Source organism: Marinobacter guineae (assembly GCF_002744735.1).
Classification (GTDB): Bacteria; Pseudomonadota; Gammaproteobacteria; order Pseudomonadales; family Oleiphilaceae; genus Marinobacter; species Marinobacter guineae.
This window is the reverse complement of the sequence record NZ_KZ319340.1, coordinates 430,815-450,759: the sequence shown is the minus strand read 5'-3', so window position 1 is coordinate 450,759 and position 19,945 is coordinate 430,815. Positions and strand designations below refer to the sequence as shown.

The 19,945-nt window shown below is 58.6% G+C and carries 21 protein-coding genes and 1 pseudogene; 8 read left to right on the top strand and 14 right to left on the bottom strand.

The window, feature by feature from the left end:
* Window positions 1-18 precede the first annotated feature (18 nt).
* The 6 genes and pseudogenes from CLH62_RS10150 to CLH62_RS21110 all read left to right on the top strand — a co-directional run bounded on the left by CLH62_RS10150 (window position 19) and on the right by CLH62_RS21110 (window position 4,964).
* The gene (locus tag CLH62_RS10150; protein ID WP_099618043.1) at window positions 19-903 is read left to right on the top strand and encodes a cobalamin-binding protein; all 885 of its coding nucleotides are present in this window, start codon (window positions 19-21) and stop codon (window positions 901-903) included.
* Window positions 890-1,864 (top strand): FecCD family ABC transporter permease, encoded by a 975-nt coding sequence (locus CLH62_RS10145; protein ID WP_099618042.1) that lies wholly within the window; start codon window positions 890-892, stop codon window positions 1,862-1,864. The genes CLH62_RS10150 and CLH62_RS10145 overlap by 14 nt, the downstream gene beginning before the upstream one ends.
* Window positions 1,864-2,627, top strand: a pseudogene (locus CLH62_RS10140) (ABC transporter ATP-binding protein). Before CLH62_RS10145 ends, CLH62_RS10140 begins: the two are co-directional and overlap by 1 nt.
* Window positions 2,628-2,735: 108 nt before the next feature.
* The gene (locus CLH62_RS10135; RefSeq protein ID WP_211285726.1) at window positions 2,736-4,301 is read left to right on the top strand and encodes a mechanosensitive ion channel family protein; all 1,566 of its coding nucleotides are present in this window, start codon (window positions 2,736-2,738) and stop codon (window positions 4,299-4,301) included.
* 89 nt (window positions 4,302-4,390) lie between these two features.
* The gene (locus tag CLH62_RS10130; RefSeq protein WP_099618040.1) at window positions 4,391-4,600 is read left to right on the top strand and encodes a hypothetical protein; all 210 of its coding nucleotides are present in this window, start codon (window positions 4,391-4,393) and stop codon (window positions 4,598-4,600) included.
* Window positions 4,601-4,802: 202 nt separating this feature from the next.
* On the top strand, window positions 4,803-4,964 hold the full coding sequence (locus tag CLH62_RS21110) for a hypothetical protein (RefSeq protein WP_170005785.1): 162 nt from the start codon (window positions 4,803-4,805) through the stop codon (window positions 4,962-4,964).
* A 132-nt stretch (window positions 4,965-5,096) separates the two neighbouring features.
* On the opposite strand, the gene CLH62_RS10125 is transcribed toward CLH62_RS21110, so the two are convergent.
* Window positions 5,097-5,621 carry a cytochrome b gene (locus tag CLH62_RS10125; protein ID WP_099618039.1) on the bottom strand — a complete coding sequence of 175 codons (525 nt, stop codon included), beginning with the start codon at window positions 5,619-5,621 and terminating at the stop codon, window positions 5,097-5,099.
* Window positions 5,622-5,684: 63 nt separating this feature from the next.
* The gene (locus CLH62_RS10120) at window positions 5,685-6,029 is read right to left on the bottom strand and encodes a hypothetical protein (RefSeq protein WP_099618038.1); all 345 of its coding nucleotides are present in this window, start codon (window positions 6,027-6,029) and stop codon (window positions 5,685-5,687) included.
* Window positions 6,030-6,247: 218 nt separating this feature from the next.
* Between CLH62_RS10120 and CLH62_RS10115 the strand changes: the two genes are divergently transcribed.
* Together CLH62_RS10115 and CLH62_RS10110 are read left to right on the top strand one after the other, a co-directional pair.
* Window positions 6,248-6,973, top strand: a complete 726-nt coding sequence (locus CLH62_RS10115; RefSeq protein ID WP_099618037.1) for a response regulator — start codon at window positions 6,248-6,250, stop codon at window positions 6,971-6,973.
* Window positions 6,970-8,376, top strand: coding sequence for an ATP-binding protein (locus CLH62_RS10110; RefSeq protein WP_099618036.1), 1,407 nt, complete (start codon window positions 6,970-6,972; stop codon window positions 8,374-8,376). Before CLH62_RS10115 ends, CLH62_RS10110 begins: the two co-directional genes overlap by 4 nt.
* A 26-nt stretch (window positions 8,377-8,402) precedes the next feature.
* Here CLH62_RS10110 and CLH62_RS10105 read toward each other — a convergent pair whose 3' ends face one another.
* From CLH62_RS10105 to CLH62_RS10050, 12 genes are all read right to left on the bottom strand, one after another.
* Window positions 8,403-9,095 (bottom strand): VIT1/CCC1 transporter family protein, encoded by a 693-nt coding sequence (locus CLH62_RS10105; RefSeq protein WP_099618833.1) that lies wholly within the window; start codon window positions 9,093-9,095, stop codon window positions 8,403-8,405.
* Window positions 9,096-9,145: 50 nt separating this feature from the next.
* Window positions 9,146-9,703 (bottom strand): DUF2231 domain-containing protein, encoded by a 558-nt coding sequence (locus tag CLH62_RS10100; RefSeq protein ID WP_099618035.1) that lies wholly within the window; start codon window positions 9,701-9,703, stop codon window positions 9,146-9,148.
* On the bottom strand, window positions 9,700-11,094 hold the full coding sequence (locus CLH62_RS10095; protein ID WP_099618034.1) for an ethylbenzene dehydrogenase-related protein: 1,395 nt from the start codon (window positions 11,092-11,094) through the stop codon (window positions 9,700-9,702). The genes CLH62_RS10100 and CLH62_RS10095 overlap by 4 nt, the downstream gene beginning before the upstream one ends.
* Before the next feature lie 126 nt (window positions 11,095-11,220).
* Window positions 11,221-11,451, bottom strand: a complete 231-nt coding sequence (locus CLH62_RS10090) for a hypothetical protein (protein ID WP_099618033.1) — start codon at window positions 11,449-11,451, stop codon at window positions 11,221-11,223.
* Window positions 11,452-11,499: 48 nt separating this feature from the next.
* On the bottom strand, window positions 11,500-13,248 hold the full coding sequence (locus CLH62_RS10085) for an ArnT family glycosyltransferase (protein ID WP_099618032.1): 1,749 nt from the start codon (window positions 13,246-13,248) through the stop codon (window positions 11,500-11,502).
* Between the two features lie 9 nt (window positions 13,249-13,257).
* Entirely contained in the window at window positions 13,258-13,926 is a 669-nt protein-coding gene (locus CLH62_RS10080; RefSeq protein ID WP_099618031.1) for a TVP38/TMEM64 family protein, read from the bottom strand.
* A 1-nt stretch (window position 13,927) separates the two neighbouring features.
* Window positions 13,928-14,710 carry a glycosyltransferase family 2 protein gene (locus CLH62_RS10075; RefSeq protein ID WP_099618030.1) on the bottom strand — a complete coding sequence of 261 codons (783 nt, stop codon included), beginning with the start codon at window positions 14,708-14,710 and terminating at the stop codon, window positions 13,928-13,930.
* Window positions 14,711-14,806: 96 nt separating this feature from the next.
* Window positions 14,807-16,219: an ATP-binding protein gene (locus CLH62_RS10070; RefSeq protein WP_099618029.1), complete on the bottom strand. Its 1,413-nt coding sequence runs from the start codon at window positions 16,217-16,219 to the stop codon at window positions 14,807-14,809.
* A complete protein-coding gene (locus CLH62_RS10065) occupies window positions 16,216-16,902 on the bottom strand; it encodes a response regulator transcription factor (RefSeq protein ID WP_099618028.1) in 687 nt (228 codons plus the stop codon). Before CLH62_RS10065 ends, CLH62_RS10070 begins: the two co-directional genes overlap by 4 nt.
* A 51-nt stretch (window positions 16,903-16,953) precedes the next feature.
* A complete protein-coding gene (locus CLH62_RS10060) occupies window positions 16,954-18,471 on the bottom strand; it encodes an ArnT family glycosyltransferase (RefSeq protein WP_099618027.1) in 1,518 nt (505 codons plus the stop codon).
* Window positions 18,455-19,447, bottom strand: a complete 993-nt coding sequence (locus tag CLH62_RS10055) for a glycosyltransferase family 2 protein (protein ID WP_228152822.1) — start codon at window positions 19,445-19,447, stop codon at window positions 18,455-18,457. The genes CLH62_RS10060 and CLH62_RS10055 overlap by 17 nt, the downstream gene beginning before the upstream one ends.
* Window positions 19,434-19,847 (bottom strand): GtrA family protein, encoded by a 414-nt coding sequence (locus CLH62_RS10050; RefSeq protein ID WP_099618026.1) that lies wholly within the window; start codon window positions 19,845-19,847, stop codon window positions 19,434-19,436. The genes CLH62_RS10055 and CLH62_RS10050 overlap by 14 nt, the downstream gene beginning before the upstream one ends.
* Window positions 19,848-19,945: the final 98 nt, after the last annotated feature.

Genomic DNA, 19,945 nt, shown 5'->3' with positions numbered 1-19,945 from the left:
GGCCGGTGATGTAATCCCATGATCCAATACGGGCTTGTTCTGTTGCTAGCGCTTTGGGCACTAACGCCGGTATCGGCATCGGCCCAGCCGACCTGTGTGAGGGACGCCCTGGATCGTGAAATCTGCCTGGCGGCACCGGCCACGCGAATCGTCTCCCTCTCCCCCGGCGCCACCGAACTGCTCTTCTCCGCCGGCGCCGGAGACAGCGTGGTTGCCGTCAGTGCCTGGAGTGATTTCCCGGCCGAGGCTGCGGCGTTGCCTCAGGTGGGCGACAGCAACCGGCTGGATCTGGAGGCGATCGTCTCGCTGGCACCAGAACTGGTGGTGGCCTGGATTGATGGCAACTCCCGTAGCCAGCTGGAGCGGATCGCGGACCTTGGCATCCCGGTATTCTGGCTGGCCCCGCGCACCTTCGAGGATATTGCCCGGGCGGTTGAGGATCTTGCACTGTTAACCGGTCAGCCCGCCGAGGGGAAAGCACGGGCGGAATCGTTTCGTGAGGAAATTACCAGTCTGGAGTCCGCGTATGCCAGTGCGCAGGCGGTCCGGGTGTTTTATCAGATCTGGGGTCAACCGCTGATGACGGTGAACCGGGAGGAGCTGATCAGCAAGGCGATCGAGCTGTGCGGCGGCGTCAATGTTTTCGGGCATTTGCCGAGACTGGTTCCGCGAATCAGCCGGGAAGCGGTGCTGGCAGCCAATCCGGATGTCATTGTGACGGCCGGGCAGGACGGGAATATCCGGTGGCTTGAGGATTGGCGGCAATTCCCCGGCCTGACGGCAGTTACCGCCGGTAACCTGTTTCTGGAGCCGCCTGATCTGCTGGCGCGTCCCACGCTGCGCATTGTTGAAGGTGCCAGACACCTGTGCCAGACCCTGGAGCAGGCCCGTGCCAATCTCTAACCCCCTGAAACCCATTCTGGTCCTGGTGCTGGCGAGCCTGGTGGCGGGCTTGCTGTCGGTCAGCATTGGCAGCAGCGCCACCGGTATTGAGGACACCTTGAGGGTGCTGGCGGGCAGCGGAAGTGAGCTGCAGCAAACCCTGATTCTCGAATTGAGGCTGCCCCGAACCCTGAGCGCATTCGCCACCGGCGGTTTGCTGGCGGTGGCCGGCGCGCTGATGCAGGTGCTGCTGCGCAATCCGCTTGCAGACCCCTATGTGCTGGGGCTATCCGGGGGTGCCGCGGTCGGTGCCTTGCTGGCCATGCTGGCCGGACTTGCCGGTTTTCTGGTGTCCGGTTCGGCCTTTGCCGGCGCCATGCTGGCGACCCTGCTGGTCTTTGGTCTCGCCCACGGCAGCGGGAGCTGGACCCCCTCCCGTCTTCTGCTCACGGGTGTGGTGGTGGCCGCCGGCTGGGGCGCCGTCATCACCCTGATTCTGTCCATGACACCGGCAAGCCGGTTGCCTGGCATGCTGTACTGGCTGATGGGGGATCTTTCCCACGCGACCACGCCCTGGCCGGGCCTGATTATTCTGATTCTGGTCTGCCTGCTGGTGTTTCCACTGGGGCGGGCACTGAATGTTCTCGCCCGTGGCTCGTTGCAGGCCGCGGCCCTGGGTGTGTCGGTCCGGCCTCTGGAGTGGTTTATCTATCTGATGGCCAGCCTGCTCACGGCGACCGCCGTTACCATGGCCGGAGCGGTTGGCTTTGTCGGCCTGGTGGTGCCTCATATGCTCCGGCTGGTGTTGGGCAATGATCAGCGATTGATCCTGCCGTCCTGTGCCCTGGCCGGCGGTACCCTGCTGGTTCTGGCGGACACGCTGGCCCGGGTGGTGATCGCGCCGGAACAGTTACCGGTGGGTGTGATCACCGCGCTGATCGGTGTTCCGACCTTTCTGTACCTGCTCTACCGGAGTCGATGATGACAACACTGACCACCGAAGAGCTGATTATCGACATTCCCGGACGCACCCCGGGTGTGCCCCTGAACCTGTCCCTGCAGCCGGGCCAGGTCTGGGGCGTTCTAGGCCCCAACGGTGTGGGGAAAACCACACTGCTACACACGCTGGCGGGTCTCCGGGAGCCCCGTAGTGGAAGGCTCCTGCTGGACGGCAACCCGCTAATGGAACTCCGCCGTAAACCTGTCTCGCAACAGATGGGGTTGGTGTTCCAGGACCGGCAGGACGGTTTCCCGGCCACGGCACTGGAAACGGCCCTGATTGGTCGCCACCCCTGGTTGTCACCCTGGCAGATGGAAAGTGGCAAAGACCTGGCGATTGCAGAGCAGGCGCTGGAAACGCTTGATGTGATTCATCTGAGGGACCGACTGGTCAACACGCTTTCCGGGGGCGAGCGGCAGCGGGTGGCCATTGCCACGCTGATGACCCAGGCGCCGGGAATCTGGCTGCTGGACGAGCCGACCAACCATCTGGACCTGCAGCACCAGACCTCGGTGATGAAGCTGCTGCGTAACCAGGCCGCATCCGGCCGGGCGGTATTCATGTGCCTGCATGACCTGAATCTGGCAGCCCGTTGGTGTGATCAGATCCTGTTGATGTTTCCAGACGGCCAGGCCTGTTGGGGCCCGGCACGGGATATGCTGATTACAACAGCTCTTGAGAAGTTGTTGGCCAACGCCTGCTTTCTACCGAGCTGGATGGCTTCCCGGTTTTTGTGCCCGGCTAGTCTCCACAGCGATCACCTATACTGGTTTAGTTGTTCAAAGAGGTTTTCTGGTGGTATCCAAATGGTCTACTACTTAATGGGCGAATTCTTGTGTGTGCAGAGCCGAAGATGTCGGATAACCTCAGTTTCGCCATCAACCACTCGACCGATGGGCAAGTGATAATGGACGACACTTCTTGTCGAATGACCCGAGACAGCGGAGAGGATAGATCGCTTAGCGAATCTCCAGGAAAGCGCTCACGGACCGGTGCCTGGTCTCAATCTGCCCGACTCATTTGCGCCACGTTCCTGTGTTGTGCCGTCCTTTTATCCACCTCTGCTGCCGCCCAGCAGCAGTTGGACAGCAGCCAGAATACGCCGGTGTCGACGAAAGCGCCTGACGGCAATACCGATGCTCCGGACAGGGTCGAAATCAACCCTGTCGCCACGGATGACGAGATCAGGCAGCGACTCACAGAGATTCTACAAACGACTAGCTGGTTCGGTGAGCCCAAGGTCACTGTCCAGAAAGGGATCGTTAGACTCAACGGAACGACGGAAAACGATGAATCCAGGCAGTGGGCTGGAGATTTGGCGAAGAATACGGAAGGCGTGGTTGCCGTCGTCAATCAAATTGAGGTGGCCCCCACAAAAGTTTGGAATTTCGATCCAGCCTATCAGGAACTGAATGATCTGGTGCGCGGATTTGTTCAACTGCTGCCCCTGATCGTGGTGGCAGTGGTCGTAGTCTTTATTTCATGGATCCTCGCCAAGTTGACAATCTACGCACTGCGTCGCAGGCTTCTGGCTGGATCCGGCAGCCAGCTGTTGCGTGAAGTATCGGCCCGTGCCGGCGGCATCTTTGTAATGCTCGTTGGCTTTTACCTTGTGCTGCGTCTCGCAGGACTTACGCAACTCGCGCTCACGTTGGTGGGCGGCACAGGTCTGATTGGTTTGGTGCTGGGCATCGCCTTTCGCGACATCACCGAGAATTTTCTCGCCAGTCTCTTTCTGAGTTTGCAGCAACCGTTTCGCGAGGGTGATCTGATAGAGGTGGCGAGTGCCACCGGGTACGTTCAGCGGCTGACCTCTCGTACGACGGTTCTGATGACACTGGACGGCAATCAACTGCAAGTTCCCAATTCGACGATCTTCAAAAGCACGATCCGCAACTTCACAAGCAATCCCAATCGCCGCGATGATTTCATAGTGGGTATCGGCTACGAGGATTCCATTCCTTTCGCCCAGGAAGTCGCTTTGAAGGTGCTCGCTGACCATCCGGCCGTTTTGAGTGAGCCCGAACCCTTGGTGCTAGTGGAAAACCTTGGACCGTCCACGGTAAACCTGCGTGTTTATTTCTGGCTCGATGGTGGTAAACACAGCTGGTTGAAAGTGAAATCGTCCGTCATTCGCCTCGTTAAACGGGCCTTCCAGGATTCGGAAATCTCGCTGCCGGACGAAGCCCGTGAAGTCACCTTCCCTCAAGGAGTGCCTGTGCGCATGGTAGAGCGCGAGGGGACTGCGGAACCAGCCGGCCCAGCCCTTGCAGAGCGGGCCGGAGAACCTGAAGCAGTTGCGACCAAGGCAGAAGCTGGTTTGCAAAGCGAAGCCGGGGAAATCCAGGAGCAGGCTCGCAGATCCTGGACACCTGGGAAAAATCTATTAACTCCATCGTCGTCTGGGGATACCAGTTGAGAGTGCGTGGGAATCTCACCGATTCCACCGTGCGGGTTAGTTCGAGTATGGGAGAAACAATGTAATGTTAACCGGGAAACAAGCTTTTCATGGCAAATAAAGACTTTATTCTTCAGCGCATTTTCGTTTTTGCAAGGCAAGAGTTTGATCCCACTGTTGATAAACAAGTGGCGGAGGTTTTGCGGTCAAGATTTGATATCCGCTTGCCACAGAGAGCGTCACTAAACCAATCTCTGGCATCAGCGACAAGCGAGCATGAAATCATACGGCTCATTTTACAGTATCGAACAATGGCGTAGGGGCTGTGTGTCATACATTTATCAATCGGCTTTTGGGCTGGACTTGCGCCGCCTTCGTGACCGGGCCATTTCCACGATTTATTCAGGTAATGGTGATAGTGAGAACCTGATTTAATTATTCACTGCAACATTTTTTTCCTATTTCAGGCATAATAGCTTTCAGAAGTTGGCGAATAAGCCAACATTCAACCGGGAGAACACAATGAGCAAGAAACTCATAAAAGCTACAATTACTACCGCCACAATTGAGGAGCAAACGGCTGCTTTTTTAAAGTCTGGCGGGGCTGTTGAGTATGTAGGCAAGGGTAAAAGTGGACAAGTCGTCTCTGCAGGTTCGAAGCAGATTAACCTGAAAGGTCGCTGATAAGTTCGGTGCCTGGCACCGAAACACTCAAAAATTTATCAAAATCACATCGTTTGCTTTGGGGTGGCTTTGCCGCCACACCCCAAAACTCCGCCACACCGACAACGCCTTAAACCGACGAATCCCGAGCACTCACGCCATACGCTTCATGATCCGGTCACCGAGCAGGTACTGGTGTGCCAGCGCTGCAGCCACATGCAAGCCGATCATAAGCCACAGCACGTTTGCCAGGACCTCATGGACGTCTTCGCCGCTGTCTTCCAGCCATTCCATTTCCGGGCCGGAGGCAAAAACTGTCCACCCGAAGAAAGTGACAGTATCTCCTTCCCCAAGTGCCGTCGCCAGTCCTGACAAAGGCATCAGAATCATCAGCGCGTACAGGGCGAAATGCCCCAGCTTTGCCATGGTCGCCCAGTGCGCAGGCAGTTTAAGGCGCGACCGGTTCAGCCATCGCCACAAGCCACGAAACACCACCAGTGCGAACAGTGCCAGCCCCACACTCTGGTGCCAGGCCATCAAAGAGGCCTCCGAGAGGGTATCTTCCAGAGCCTCGAACCACACCTCGCTGCCGAGCATTGCCAGCAGCAGGATTGCCATAATCCAGTGCACACCCCGGGAAACGGCCCCGTAGCGGCTTTCAGCGTCCATCAATGTCATCGTCAATCTCCTTAGGGATGTTGGCGAGCGCCCCTCCAGGGCTCTCGCGCCGATTTGGGGATATCAGTTCTGGTGAGAGCCTCGAACCGGTGCGGCGTATTTGTTGAACTCCTGCTCCCGGATCAGGTTCTGTTCAGCGTCCCGTAGTTGCACCAGATAGGTACCGTCCTTTGTTTCATTCACAGTAACTTCCACCCCCGGACCGAATCGGCGTAGCGCCTGGCCATAAGCCATGATGCGCATTTCGTCAGTGCTGTATTGTTTGAGGTTGGCGTTCATGAGCTTGCTGTCAGTGCGGTGCTCATAACGGCTTTTTCCCCGGTCATCATCGTCCGCTGACACCAAAAGCGGCGCTGCGCCTAGCAAAGTGGCGGCCGACAAAGCTGCAATCGTGGTGGTTTTTTTCATGACAGAACTCCTTGTTGAATAAAACCCATGACGAAATGTCATTGCTGGTTGCGAGCTATTGCACCAGGAAAACGTCGCAGAATTGTCTCGGCTGGTAGTCGAATTTGTCGCAAATTGTCTCAACAGCCTGAATTGGGATGATTTTTGACAACCTCATGCCCATCTGCCGCGATGACTCCCCTATACTCGGGGCAATGAGCATCCAGACGGAGTAACAAGTGAGCACCTCTCCCACGATTCTGGTGGTCGACGACCACCGAGACATTCGCGACCTGGTCGGCCGTTATCTGCAGGAACACGGGTTGCGTGTGTACCTGGCCGATGGTGGGGATGCCATGAAACGACAGCTGAGAGACCACTCTGTCGACCTGGTTGTGTTGGACATCATGATGCCGGGAGACGATGGCCTGACTCTCTGCCGTTACCTGCGTGAACACACCGAGTTGCCGGTTATTCTGCTGACCGCCATGAGCGAGGAAACGGATCGCATCGTTGGCCTGGAAATGGGCGCCGACGACTACCTGACCAAACCTTTTAACCCGCGGGAGCTTCTGGCCCGCATCAAGGCGGTTCTGCGCCGCACAATCGCGCTACCGCCCCAACGCAGCCCGATGGCCGGGCAATGCCTGTCATTCGAGGGCTGGACCCTGGACGTCGACCGCCATCAACTGATCGATCCTGAAGGCGTCGAAGTGTCCCTCAGCACCGCCGAGTACAAGTTGCTGCTGGCGTTTCTGGAGCACGCCGGTCGGGTGCTGTCTCGGGATCAGCTCATGGATCTGACCCTGGGCCGGGAAGCGGATGCCTTCGATCGCAGTATCGACAACCATGTCAGCCGGCTAAGACGGAAAATCGATCCGGACCCCCGCAATCCCAGGCTGATCAAGACCATCTGGGGAGGCGGCTACCAATGGATTGCCAGCGTGGCAGGGGCAGGGCAATGAGGTTGTGGCCCCGGCGTTCCGGAGGACAGCTAGCACTGTTGCTGGTGCTGGTGCTGCTGGTGGCACAGATCATCACCATCGCGATTCTGGCCGGTGAGCGCCAGGGCGCCCTGCGCAGCGCAAGCCTTGGACATGTGCTGCAAAGGGTTACCGATGCCTACACCCTGCTCGACACCACAGACCCGGAGCGGCAGGAGCGCATATTACGGGCACTTTCCAGCCCCTCCCTGCAGCTTTCCATTGATCCGTCAGCTCGTCTCACCGACGACAGGTCCCCGGCGATGACTGGGCAACTGGCCATGGAGTTGGGTCTGACCCGGGAGCAGGTGCGAACCGCAATGAAAGCCGATGAGCAGGAATGTTTGCCGGGGCACGAATCGGATCAGGATGGGCATGACGAACGCGGGAAACACGACGACGATGACGAAGATCATGAAGACGAGGAACGACACGAGTGCCCGCCCATTCTAAGCGTTTCCCTGGCATTGCCCTCGGGGCAGTGGGTCAACGCCCGGGCTCAGCCGCCTGCACCCTCCTGGCTCTGGCTCAAGGCAACGCTCACCAGCGTAGGCATTACTGCCATACTGCTGATCCTCACGCTCCTGCTGGCTATCCGCCACATACTGCGGCCCGTGAATGAGCTGAGTAATGCCGCCCATGCCTTCGGGCGTGGTGAGAAGGTCGAGATTCCGGAGCGTGGCCCGGAAGATATTCGCGAAGTAACCCGCGCTTTCAACCAGATGCAACATCAGGTCAGCCGCGCGCAGGAAGACAGGGGGCGGCTGCTGGCCGCTCTAGCCCACGATCTGCGCACACCCATTACCTCGATGCGGCTACGGGTGGAGATGCTGCCTGAAGGCGAGGACAGGGATCGCCTGCTCGAGACCCTGCAGGAGATGCAGCACCTGGCCGAAGCCACCCTCGACTTCATCCGTGGCACCACCACCGAACAGCATCGCCGTTACGATCTGGCCACCCTGTTGGACAGCCTGTGTGGTGATCTGCAGGAAATGGGGCTGGCCGTAGATTACGAGGACAGCCCACGATGCGTCCTTCAGGGCCAGCCGGAAGCCGTCAAACGCGCCCTGCGCAATCTGATCGAGAATGCGGTGAACTACGGGCAGCGGGCAGAGGTGAAACTGGACACCACTGAGAACGAGGCCGTCATTACCATCACCGATCAGGGCCCGGGCATCCCTGAAGCGGAACGCGACCGGGTCTTCCAGCCCTTTTACCGCCTGGAACAATCCCGCAGTCGTGAGACTGGCGGCGCTGGTCTGGGGATGGCCATCGCACGCACCCTGATTCGTGGCATGGGCGGAGACATTCGGCTCGCTACCGGCCCTGAAGGCCAGGGTTTGCAGGTTTCGGTGACGCTGCCCAAAACGCCGGCTTCACGCTGACATCGGCAGCCTCATCAACCCTAATATCAACCAGCAACTACGCCGAATAGTGCTCCAACCCCGGCCGTTAGTGCCATTGCCAGGGCACCCCAGAAGGTCACTCGCCTGGCGCTCAAAAACACGGGTGCGCCGCCGGCCTTTGCTGAAAGGGCGCCCAGAAGTGCAAGGAATATCAGTGAACTGCCTGAGACCGCCCACATGACCATGGAGATCGGAAATAACACAACGATCAGCAATGGAAGGGCGGCGCCTACGGCAAAGGTGCCGGCCGAAGCAAATGCCGCCTGCACGGGGCGTGCGGCCAATGCTTCGGAAATGCCCAGCTCGTCCCGCGCATGTGCGCCGAGCGCATCGTGCTCCATTAACTGGCTGGCAACTGTGGAGGCCAGCTCCGCATCCAGCCCGCGTTTGACGTAGATCGCTGCCAATTCTGCGTGCTCGAATTCCGGATTATCTTCCAACTCCGTCCGCTCCCGAAACAAATCGGCACGCTCGGTGTCGGCCTGAGAACTGACCGAAACATACTCTCCGGCAGCCATCGACATGGCGCCGGCGACGAGTCCCGCGACTCCTGCGACCAGGATGCTCTCGGCGCTCGCCCCTGTAGCCGCGACCCCAAGAACAAGACTCGCGGTGGAGACAATGCCGTCGTTTGCACCCAGTACTGCCGCTCTGAGCCAACCCGTCCGGTGGGTTTTATGGTGTTCCGTATGTTTCATGAAAGCCCTATCCAGCATGGTCTCATCTCGGAGCGTTCTGAGACCTCGGGTCAGGTTGTGCTGTTTGAGCGTCGACTGAGCAGTCCGGCCACTGCGCACATCAAACCGATCAGAACGAGCAAGGCAACCACCCATATGGGTACATAAAAGGTGTTGTAAACATCCCAGCCAAACAGTTTTAGTACCTCTGAAAACTCTGTTGTAGCCCCAACCAGGTGTCCACCGATGGTACCGGTAGTGGCAAAGATGGACATGCCTGTGAGCGCCAGCACAACCAGCACCAAGCGACGCACACCATCAAAAGCGTTGCTTCCTGCGCGCCAGACCAGAATGGTCAGCATCACAAAGACGCCTAACGACCAGAGTGCTGTCAGAATATGGTTTCGGGCGAGAGGGCTGGAGAGGGCTGCCTCTACTGGCCACACGAGAAAACCACTGGCGATAGTGATTGCGGCGGCCAGGAGGCTGAGCACCAGGACCGGGAGCACAGCTTCCCGGCTGATTTCAGCAAGCCGGCCGTTGGAAAAACTGCCAACAAGGATCATCAATGAAGCCAGAGTCCAGAAGCCCAGTGGAAAGTGGACAAGCATGTGGTGAATGCCGCTCATGAGCGTTCTCCTTTTTGACGGGTGCTTCGGGTGGGGAACGCGGAAAGCAGCCCTATGGTAAGGCCAAACATGGTAAGTAGCCCTGCAATCAGGGTAAGGCGCCACTGACTGATGATTTCGTCGTTAAATTCCATCTCGATACCGTAGATGGCCAGTTGTCTTTCGCTGTGACGGGCCTGAACGGGTGTTCCCATTTCTATGTCTTCGGCACCAGCGTGGGCCTGGCTGATCAGCAGTGGCCAATTGACCTGGCCGGGATAGAACAGCGTCACCTCTTTCCAGTTATTGCCCCATTCGGGTTGTTCACCGCTAAACGCCACGGCCTGAAGATCCGCCTCCCGGCCCATACCGAGGGACACAGGCAGCGACACCAGGTGCCAGCGCCCACCGGTTGCGTTCCTGTGAATAGCAAAGGCTGCCGAATAAAGCCCCTGGTTTTCCAGGATCTTGTCTTCGGTGGGCGCGCCGGTATCAAGTTGCCGATAGAGCGTCACATCCCAGTAGCCGTCTTTCCAGGTGGCCTTGCTTTGCACTTTGATATCGCTACGGGAGCCTTCCGTCTGGCGAATATAGCGACGGGGTATGACATCACCGTTCTTCCATTCATGATCCGGATCAAAGGCGACGGCGGTATTGTCGGAAAGGTAGTAAGGGCTGTCGGGGCCGACCTGAGCGTCTGGAATCTCGTCAAGCCTAAGGGCGTACTGACCGGTTGTCTCCGGATTGAACATCCATTTGGGCGCATTTGCCTCTTTGTCCCAGTTGGTGGTGTAGGGACTGGTGCCGCTGTCCCCGCCCCTTTTTTCACCAATCCACTGATCGTCTGACAGGTTCAGGGGGTTTGAACGATGCCCCCGCCAGTGCCAGAGATCCAGGAAATAGCCTGCCTGGCGCTGTGCTTGCAGGGTTTCCGGGGACTTCACACTGGCCCAGTCGGTCACATCAATTCGTGTTCCGGGCAGTGACTTGGTGACTTCCTCCGGCGCTTCACTGGTAAAGCCGGCGACGCCGGCTCCAATGGCGATGTAACCTCCGTAACGACTGAAGCCGGGGACGCTGCCGTCATCAAGCATCATTGCTACCCGGTCTTCATGAAAGCCTTCCGGATTTGGCCCCGGCATGCCGCCGCCTTTTTTGATCCATTCACCGTCCTGGTAGACAAGCACATCATGAAGAACGTGTGGTCGGTTGGCTGGCCACCGGTAGCGAAAATACACATGAGTCTCGTTAAATGCCGCTTGCACCTGCATCGGAATGGTCAACTCATCGGGGATAGAGATGTTGCGGTCAGGGTCGTTTTGGATTACGCCATTTCCGTGGGTTATCCATGCCAAGCCCAGAGCCAGGGGAAGCCCCAGCACAAGCCAGGCAGCGCGGTTTTTTCTTTCCATGATGATCGTCCGTTGATTTAGTGGGTACTGCGATGTCAATGAATCTTCCCTAAACCGGTCTCATGCATGGAGCATGACCTTTTAAGGTTATTGTAATCCAGTTGTGATTAATCAAACCGGTTTCAGTTAAAACAGAACCTCTGCCCGTGCAAATCCCAGCGTATCCAGTTCGTCGACTGCCGCATCCAGAGTCGCATAGCTACACACCTGATCATCGTCAGAGATCAGGAAAAAGCTCTTTCCTTCAATCTCCTTAAAGAGCACGACCCATTCGCGTGCAGTTGAGGGGGATCGCACGATCTTCACTGAATCAACGCGGTTCTTTTCCCGAAGTACTGTAATCTCGTGTTTTTTCATCGCATTTTTTCTGTTAACGCCATCGGTCGGTCTTTATGCACTGCCAGCTCAGTCTTGCCAACCGCCAGGAGCCGGCGTGGTAAACCGTTTGATCTTGGCTGGCGGTGCGCAGCTGGGCTTCATCTGCTCATCACCGAGTAAAAGATAGTTGTCCCGGTGAGCAGTTCCCAAAGGTATAGCGCCCTCTTTTGTAAAGCATTGCAACTCAATTTGATCTGCAACGATGAGATAGCTGTCTGCAGTTTCCTTCATCCACAGCCAGGCGTTGCGATTTTCCTGTTCAAGGCCGGTGAAAAAGCTGAAGTGAGTGAAATCGAGCCTGGAGAACAGGATGAACTGTTCCCGGAAATCGATCATGCCAAGTTGCGCATTGGCGGGAACGTTCTGTTCCGCAGCCGCGAGGATATTACGAGGCGTGCGTAAAGGTTCCAGTACCCGGTAACCCCAGGTTGTGAAAAGCAGCCAGCTGATCATCATGGCCACGAACAGGCGTCCCAGCGCGTTTGAGCGCCAGAACACGGCAAGGCTGACCAGCCATGCCAGACCAACGCTGAATACCAGCGTCCCGGCCTCATGTAGCCGCGCCGGGTCCCGGCTGTAGTCCGCCACTTTTTCGACCAGTCTGGGATGATCGTTCCAGGCCATGACAGCAATGACTATCAGGGCTGTGGCCAGCAGAAAATGCAGTCCCGTCAGAACTGCCGGAAACCAGCGGGCCGGTTGCTGAGTGGTCAGTAGCGGCGCAAGACACAGGACGAACATGGGCAGTGCCGGCAGGATATACACCCCCCGCTTTCCGGGGCTGATGCTGAAAAACACCACAACCAGGGCTATCCAGATCAGCAGAACGGGAATGACCGGGTTTCTCCGGATGGCACCCGCAAGGGGGCGTACCAATGCGAGCAGCAGTAGCGGCAGCGGAAACCAGAGTGAGGGAATAGCATCGGTCAGGTAATAATACCAGGGCTGGATATGGCCCCAGGAGTCGGCATACCGCTCGCCGGTCTGTTTGAACAGAATATTGTTTTTGTAGGCAAGAGCTTCCTCCGTGCCCACGTTGTTGACGTAGAGCACCATGGGGATAAGCCAAGCGGCAACGACAGCTATCATGGCCAGCGGACCGAGCGCACAGCGCCAGGTGAGAGTGCCGGAAAAAAGCTGGCGGTCCCGGAGCCCAAGAATCAGGATCGGAATAAACATGAATGCAGGCAGGAAGCCGACACCCTTGGTGATAATGCCAAGGCCCATGAATGCCCAGGCCAAAAAGTACCAGCCCCAGGCCGGCCCGGTGAAAAAATGCCGGATCAGGCCGTAGCAGGCAACGGTAATCCAGCAGGCAACCATGGCATCAATCTGGGCCTTCTGGGCCTGAATAAGAAACTGTGGCGCAAGCATCAACAGCAACACGCCGATGGTGCCGGTGCGCTGGTTCCATAGCCGCGTGCCAAGATCAAAAACCAGCCCCAGGGTCAGCAGACTGCACAGCGCATTTGGCAACAGGAAGGCGATTTTCAGGTTGCCGGTTAACCAGTAGAACAGGGCGATACTCCACATGAAGACTGGCGGCTTGTCCGGATAGAACTCGCCCCCTCGCATGGGAATCAGCCATTGCCCGGAAGCCACCATTTCCCGGGCAACCTCGGCAAAGCGGGGTTCATCAGCCGGCCACGGGGATCGCAGGCCGATACCGGTGAAAATCATCACTGCGGCAAAGGCCAGCAGCACGAGCAGTAGCCGGTTCCGCGAAAGGTTGAAAAGGTAGTCGGGGAGATGGCGAACGAAAGGTGATGCGGGCATGGATTGGTCTCAGGGGTGATCGGAAACGGAATCGGCCAGGTTTCTGGCTCTTTGATTGTGGTAGAGCAACGCGCCAATCATGGAGGCCAGAATGAACAGCGCAACGCTCAGTATCAGTTGGTATTCGTCAGCCTTGCCAATGCCGGCGCCGGCCAGCGCAAAGACCAGCATCTGTGGCAGGTACCCGAGCGTGCTGCCGGCCAGGAAGGGCAAAAAACGGATACCGGAACACCCGGCAAAGAGGTTGGTCACCAGATTGCTGCCCACGGGCAACAAACGGACCATGAGCACCTTCAGCAGGGTTTGCTCCTGAAACAGCTCGTCAAACTGGCGCATACGCCGGCCGAATCGGCGGGTCAGGGATGCTCGCAGCAACCATCTTGCGGTGAAGAAGCACCCAGTGGCGCCAATAGTAGCTGCCAGCGTTGATACCAGGGTACCGTTGATGCCTCCAAGGGCAAAACCGAGCACAAAGGCAAGCAGCTGTCTGGGAGCGCCGATGCCGGTAAAGATCGCGCCGGCCAGGGTGATAGCCAGCAGGCCCTCAACCCCATGGCTGTGCAGGTAACTGGCTACCCGGGCCCTGTCTGCCATAAAATCGAGCCAGCCATTCTGGATTGCCAGATAGCCGACCAGCGCCAGCGCGGCAAATGCCAGCCAGCGGGACCAGTTGAACATATCAGGACTGCTCCGTTACCGATGCCCGGGTGTCGGAATCGACGGGGTTGGCGGTGACAGGGGTGGCAATGACAGGAATACGGGTCCGGTGCAGCAGCCATAATACGCCGAACAGATCGAGTATGCCGGCCCAGGCCCGGTTCCACGCGCTGTATTTGGAGGTACCGGCGGTACGTGGCCGGTGGTTTACTTCCACGACCGCAATCTCGCCACCAATGCCCCGCACCAATGCCGGGATAAATCGGTGTCCATGGTCAAACCAGGGCAGCTTGAGGAAGGTGGCGCGGGGGAGCAGCTTGAGGCCACACCCAGTGTCCGGCACGCCGTCGTGCAGCAGCGCATCGCGCACGCGATTGGCCAGCCGAGACTGGAACCGTTTCCAGGCCGTGTCCTTGCGGTTCTTTCGATAGCCCGCAATGCAGAAATCCGATGCCCGGATTGAGTTTGCTCTCTGCAGCAGAGCCGGAATGTCAGCGGGATCGTTCTGGCCATCACCATCCATCGTCACGATAAGGCGGCCGCGGGCGTGCCTGATGCCGGTGGCCAGCGCACCGCTCTGGCCGATGCTCTGCTCATGACGAACCGTGATCAGGCGGCCACCGAGGGACCGGGCCGTCCGGATAGCGGTATCCAGGGTCTGGTCCTGGCTGCCATCATCCACCAGAACAACCTCGAAGCCGGGATAATCCCGCATGACACCGAAGGCTTCTGTTAGAAGGTTGGCAATGTTGTCCTGTTCATCCTTGGCAGGGATAACCAGCGACAGGGTTCTTTCCTTGCCCATTTCAAGACGTCCTCGAAAGCAGAACTTGAATGGGGGCCATTGAATGCTCCCCATCAATACGAGCAAATATCGTACGCCTTTAACCTTAATTCAATCTTAAGAGCGGCTGTCTCGAGAGGAAGGTCGTGCGGGCAGCCAAATGCTGACGCACAGTCCGGGCTGCCCGTCTGCCCTTCCTGCGAGGGTAAGCTGGCCTCGGTGGAGTTCGGCAATGCGGCGGGCGATGGCGAGGCCGAGCCCGGCTCCGCCACCAAGTCGCTGGTCCAGTCTGACGAAACGGCTCAAAGCCCGCTCCCGTTCTTCCGTCGGGATGCCGGGGCCCTGATCACACACGGTTATGTGGTAGCCGTCTCCGGAAGGGGCGAGGTGTGTGGTAATCACGGTATGTTCGGGGCTGTACTGAATGGCATTGGCAAGCAGGGAGCGCATCAGGGTATTGATCAGCGCGCTGTGGCAGCACACCAGGGCCTGGCCTGCATCGTCTTCCAGCACCGGCTCAATATTCTTCTTCAGGGCCAGGGGGGCCACGTCGGCAATGCTTTGTTCAATAATCGCTGACAGGTTGTGGTACGCCGGCGCAAAATCGGTTCCTGCATCGACCCGGCTCAGCAACAACATTTGCTCAACAAGGTGCACCATGCGGTCCACCGACTGAATCAGGTCCTGGAACTGCTCCGGGTTGTTTGCACAGGCTTTCTCAAGATTCAGCCGCAACACCGCCAATGGTGTCCTTAGCTCGTGGGCGGCGTCGGCGGAAAACCGTCGCTCCCGTTCCAGGGCCTGGTTCAGCCTTCGCAGCAGACCATTCACCGCATTTACCAGCCCTGCGACCTCCCGAGGCGCCTGCCGATCATCCAGAGGGTGGATATTTTCCGGCGCCATATTGCGAACCGGCTTTTCCAGCTTGCGTAACGGCTGAAAACCCAACTGGATGGAGCCCACCACGGCAAGCGCCAGCAGGGGAAGTGCAACCAGGAAGGGCAGCACATTGCCAAGCGCAATTTCCTGACTGAGTTCGTTGCGGACGTCCTCCCGTTGGGCGGTCCTTATCCAGTAGCCAGTCACCGGATCTTTCAGGGTGAAGGTACGCCACTGATAGCCGCTGACTTCTTGCCAGCTGAATCCCGGATCCAGCCCCCGGGCGTCGTCGGCGCGCAGGGTATCCAGAATGGGTTGCTTGTCCGGGGACCACACCTCGAAAGCCAGCTTGCGTTCGTACTTGTGGCCGGCGCCATCAGGGAGAATCTCGTCCTCTTCCTCATCACCCCGGTATGCGCTTTCCGGTAGTTGGAGTGTTATGGAAAGCGTTTGTGAGAGCTGCTCGACCGACTGAGTTTCGGACAGGTGTTCTATCAGACCTTGAACAATCCGTGTGCTCTGGGCGAGTTCGGCATCGAACAGTTCCTCCAACTGGTGGTCGCTGACATAGTAACCCCAACCGGCAGCTATCAATGTGATGATAAAAACGGTACTTGTTACCAGCAGGGTGAGCTTGCGCGTCAGGCTCATTCCGATGGCTCCCGGCTGGCTGCCTCGCTGTCCAGAAGATAGCCCACGCCTCTGAGCGTGCGGATAGTGGATTTGCCAATCCTTCGGCGCAGGTGGTGAACATGTACTTCCAGGGCGTTGCTTTCGGCGCCTGGCTCCCAGCCATACAACTGTTCTTCCAGTCGGCGGCGGGTGGCGACCTGGTCCGGGTGGCGCATCAGGTAATGCAGGATCTGGAATTCGCTGCGGGGCAGTGCGACCTTGTCGCCATTGATCGAAAGACTCCCGGTATCCGGATGCAGGGTGAGGCGGCCCACACTTAGTCCGGCGGACGGACTGTCTGCCCGTCCGCGCCGGGTTACGGCTCTGATCCGGGCCTTGAGTTCGGCCATGGCAAAGGGCTTGGTGAGGTAATCGTCCGCACCAGCATCCAGGCCCTGCAGTTTCTCCTCCAGGTCGGCCCTGGCGGTCAGGATGATAATCGGGGTCTGGTTGCCCTCTTGCCGGCTGCGCCGGACGATATCGAGGCCGTCCACCCGGGGCAGTGTCAGATCCAGGATAGCGAGGTCAAAGTGCTCCTCTCCCAGCGCATTCAGCGCTTGCTGGCCGTCATCCAGCCAGTCCACGGTGTTCTGGTCTTCCCGCAGCATGTCCAGCATGGTGCGGGCAAGCAGGTGGTCGTCTTCTACCAGGAGTATGCGCATCGAACGGAATCCGTATCGGGAAAAGTGTTCAGAGTGAAAGTGTAAAGGATCTCAGCCGCTTTGCCGCTCTTTCTTCACGGTATCCGATTCGGCGGTGCGGGAGGCGTCCTGAATCAGTCGGAACAGGGTATAGCGCTGGCTGCCATCAACCGCTTCGGCCCGGGCCTGCAGCGTCTGGATCATGGATTTGTTGCGGTTATCCACCGCTAGCAGTAACGGTTTGTCCACGGTGCCCTGGGTGAGGCGGAGTGCGAGAGCCTCCTGCGACAGGATGCGGACATCCCCGTGGCTGTAAAAGCGTGCCGAGAAGGGTGCCCTGTCCAGATAAAACAGATCATCAGGAGAAACACCGGGGAGCGCATCCACCCGTGCCACCAGTTCACGCTCGGTTTTCAATTCGCCGGGATTCAGGGCATACCAGATGCCGGCTGCTGTCCCGATGACGGGAATGACCAAGACCATCGCCACTGCGTATTTGGGCAGGAACCGTCCGCCGGTACCGGAAAACAGGCCGGCTGTCAGTATTGCCAGGAACGGCAGGCCGGGCAGGACATAAGTCCACAGAATGTTACCGGAAAAGGTGAAGAACACTGCCGGACTCAAGGCCGCAGCCAGGATCAGGCCGGTGAGGCCAGGACTTTTCGGCTGCCATTGCTGGCGGTCGGAGCGGGTACCACGCCAGTGAGTTAGCCCCCAACCGATCAAGGCAACCAGACCCCAGGGGAAACTGGCCAACAACAGATAAAGCCAGATGGTGCCCCGGGTGAAGTCGTGGGCGTCTCCGTAAAGGTCGCCCGGCCAGTCGCTGACAATGAAACGCTTGATGTGTTCGCCCACGATGAAGTACTCAAGAAAACCGGGTGTCTTCAGTTCTGCCAGGATGTACCAGGGCAGTACCAGCGTGAGCATGAGTAATGTGCCGCGAAGCCACGGCAGGCATTGCCAGAGGGTTTGCCACTGTCGGGTCAGGGCAACCCAGACGAAGACTGGCAGGCCGGTCAGAACCAGCGCCAGCGGACCTTTAGCCAGAAGTCCCATGGCGAGGCCAATAAAGAACGCCCAGCCCCAAAGGGTCGAGCCTCCCTGCAACCGGATGATCAGGCTGGCGATCACGAGTGTCGTTGCCAGTACCAGGAAGGAGTCAGTCATCACGGTCCCGGCACTGATGAAGCCGAGTGCCGTGGTGCTGTATATGACCGCGGCCCACAGCCCGCTTACCCGGGCCACATCGGTATCGGCTCTGGCGTGCAGAGCTCTGGTCGTGGCGTACACCAGGTAAACGATGCCCGCATTGGCGAGCCAGGAGGGCAGCCGGCCCGCGAATTCGTTAATGCCGAATAGCTTGAAGGACAATGCCTGGGCCCAGAATGATAGTGGCGGTTTGCCCCAGAACGGCACGCCGTTATCAAACCAGGGCGTGATCCAGTCACCGGTCTCGGCCATGATTCGGGCGATTTCCGCGTACCGCGGTTCGGTGGTGTCGGCAAATGGCAGGATCGCGCCGAGTCCCAGCCTTATCGCCAGAACGGAGCACAAAAGCCATAGCAGGGTGTTAATTGTTCTGGTCATTGCCGGCTACCCGCAGGGTCGGTTGATAATCCTGGACATGGTCGTCGCTGTCCTCGGCGAGGATGAAAACCGGTCGTTGTTTGGTTTCCATATAGATTCGGCCGACGTATTCACCTAACAGGCCGACGCACAGCAGTTGGATCCCCGAGAGGAAGGTGATCATGGCGATCATGGAGGCGTAGCCAGGGGTGGAAACGCCAAGAACCAATGCCTTCAGCACTTCCCAGGTGCCGAACAGCCCGCCGGCCCCCGCGGCCAGCAGGCCCAGGATCAGGGCAATGCGAAGCGGACGGGTGGAAAATGAGGTGATGCCTTCCATGGCCAGGTGAACCAGTTTCAGGTAGTTCCACTTGGTTTTACCGGCTGCCCGGGGGTCGCGGTCAAATTCCAGGGTTACGGTGGGCATGCCAACCCAGGCAAACATGCCCTTGAGGTAGCGGTTGCGCTCCGGAAGACGGTTGAGAGCGTCCACGGTGCGCCGGCTCATCAGCCGGAAATCACCGGTGTCCACCGGAATGGGGGCGTCACTGATGCGATTGATCAGCCGGTAGAACACGGAGGCCGTTACCTGCTTGACCCAGCTCTCACCGGTGCGGCAGCGTCGTTTCATAAGCACCACATCGGCCCCTTTGCGCCACTCGTTCACCATGTCGGGAATCAGCTCCGGCGGATCCTGGAGGTCGGCGTCTATCAGGACCACGGCGTCGCCACGGGCGTGATTCAGGCCCGCGGTCACGGCGGCTTCCTTGCCAAAGTTTCGCGATAGTTGCAGTAACCGGATATCCGGGTACCGGCGCCGTGCTTTTAACAGCAGCGCGACAGAATTGTCGCTACTGCCGTCGTCCACGAACACCAGCTCAGTGGCAGTCCCCAGCTGGCGGCATACCCGGGCCAGGCGATTCAACAGCGTCGGAATCACGTCGGCCTCATTGTGAACCGGTATGACGATGCTGAGCATGGGGTCAGGGCGTGTCATTGGTCTGTTCCTCTTGGAAGACAAACTTCTCGGCAAGGAGATAGTTGGCCAGAGTCGCGACAGCTGTTGCGACAATCTGCGAAGCCATGGGCACGCCAGTGACGGCGTACACGGCGGAAAAACCTGCCAGGTTCAGGCCCCATCCCAGGCCCGCGCCGGCCAGGTAGCGGGAAAACGCCACCCGGTGCGGGAGGCCGGAGCGAAAGGTATAGCGGTACTGAGCAAGGTAATTGATGGCGAGCCCTACCGTGGCGCCGGTCGCTGTGGCCAGAACGGCGTCGGAGCCGGTCCGGATCAGCGCAAACATGACCGACCAGTGCATGAGTGTTGCGAAGCCGCCTCCAGTGAGGAACCGGAGCAGTCTTTTCCATCGGGCTGGCTGGATTACGGCTGATCTCATACAACGCTACTTCCTGATATCCGGTGTCCGGCAACTGCCACGGCACTTTACGCGGGCTTTCTTAAGCGAGCCTTAACCGGGAAGCCGGTAAAACCTTA

What these genes read in the sequence shown, in the direction of transcription:
- CLH62_RS10150 (WP_099618043.1), top strand. Translation starts at nt 19, where the DNA reads ATGATCCAATACGGGCTTGTTCTGTTGCTAGCGCTTTGGGCACTAACG.
- CLH62_RS10135 (WP_211285726.1), top strand. Translation starts at nt 2,736, where the DNA reads ATGTCGGATAACCTCAGTTTCGCCATCAACCACTCGACCGATGGGCAA.
- CLH62_RS10130 (WP_099618040.1), top strand. Translation starts at nt 4,391, where the DNA reads ATGGCAAATAAAGACTTTATTCTTCAGCGCATTTTCGTTTTTGCAAGG.
- CLH62_RS21110 (WP_170005785.1), top strand. Translation starts at nt 4,803, where the DNA reads ATGAGCAAGAAACTCATAAAAGCTACAATTACTACCGCCACAATTGAG.
- CLH62_RS10125 (WP_099618039.1), bottom strand. Translation starts at nt 5,621, where the DNA reads ATGACATTGATGGACGCTGAAAGCCGCTACGGGGCCGTTTCCCGGGGT.
- CLH62_RS10120 (WP_099618038.1), bottom strand. Translation starts at nt 6,029, where the DNA reads ATGAAAAAAACCACCACGATTGCAGCTTTGTCGGCCGCCACTTTGCTA.
- CLH62_RS10110 (WP_099618036.1), top strand. Translation starts at nt 6,970, where the DNA reads ATGAGGTTGTGGCCCCGGCGTTCCGGAGGACAGCTAGCACTGTTGCTG.
- CLH62_RS10105 (WP_099618833.1), bottom strand. Translation starts at nt 9,095, where the DNA reads ATGAAACATACGGAACACCATAAAACCCACCGGACGGGTTGGCTCAGA.
- CLH62_RS10100 (WP_099618035.1), bottom strand. Translation starts at nt 9,703, where the DNA reads ATGAGCGGCATTCACCACATGCTTGTCCACTTTCCACTGGGCTTCTGG.
- CLH62_RS10095 (WP_099618034.1), bottom strand. Translation starts at nt 11,094, where the DNA reads ATGGAAAGAAAAAACCGCGCTGCCTGGCTTGTGCTGGGGCTTCCCCTG.
- CLH62_RS10090 (WP_099618033.1), bottom strand. Translation starts at nt 11,451, where the DNA reads ATGAAAAAACACGAGATTACAGTACTTCGGGAAAAGAACCGCGTTGAT.
- CLH62_RS10085 (WP_099618032.1), bottom strand. Translation starts at nt 13,248, where the DNA reads ATGCCCGCATCACCTTTCGTTCGCCATCTCCCCGACTACCTTTTCAAC.
- CLH62_RS10080 (WP_099618031.1), bottom strand. Translation starts at nt 13,926, where the DNA reads ATGTTCAACTGGTCCCGCTGGCTGGCATTTGCCGCGCTGGCGCTGGTC.
- CLH62_RS10075 (WP_099618030.1), bottom strand. Translation starts at nt 14,710, where the DNA reads ATGGGCAAGGAAAGAACCCTGTCGCTGGTTATCCCTGCCAAGGATGAA.
- CLH62_RS10070 (WP_099618029.1), bottom strand. Translation starts at nt 16,219, where the DNA reads ATGAGCCTGACGCGCAAGCTCACCCTGCTGGTAACAAGTACCGTTTTT.
- CLH62_RS10065 (WP_099618028.1), bottom strand. Translation starts at nt 16,902, where the DNA reads ATGCGCATACTCCTGGTAGAAGACGACCACCTGCTTGCCCGCACCATG.
- CLH62_RS10060 (WP_099618027.1), bottom strand. Translation starts at nt 18,471, where the DNA reads ATGACCAGAACAATTAACACCCTGCTATGGCTTTTGTGCTCCGTTCTG.
- CLH62_RS10055 (WP_228152822.1), bottom strand. Translation starts at nt 19,447, where the DNA reads ATGACACGCCCTGACCCCATGCTCAGCATCGTCATACCGGTTCACAAT.
- CLH62_RS10050 (WP_099618026.1), bottom strand. Translation starts at nt 19,847, where the DNA reads ATGAGATCAGCCGTAATCCAGCCAGCCCGATGGAAAAGACTGCTCCGG.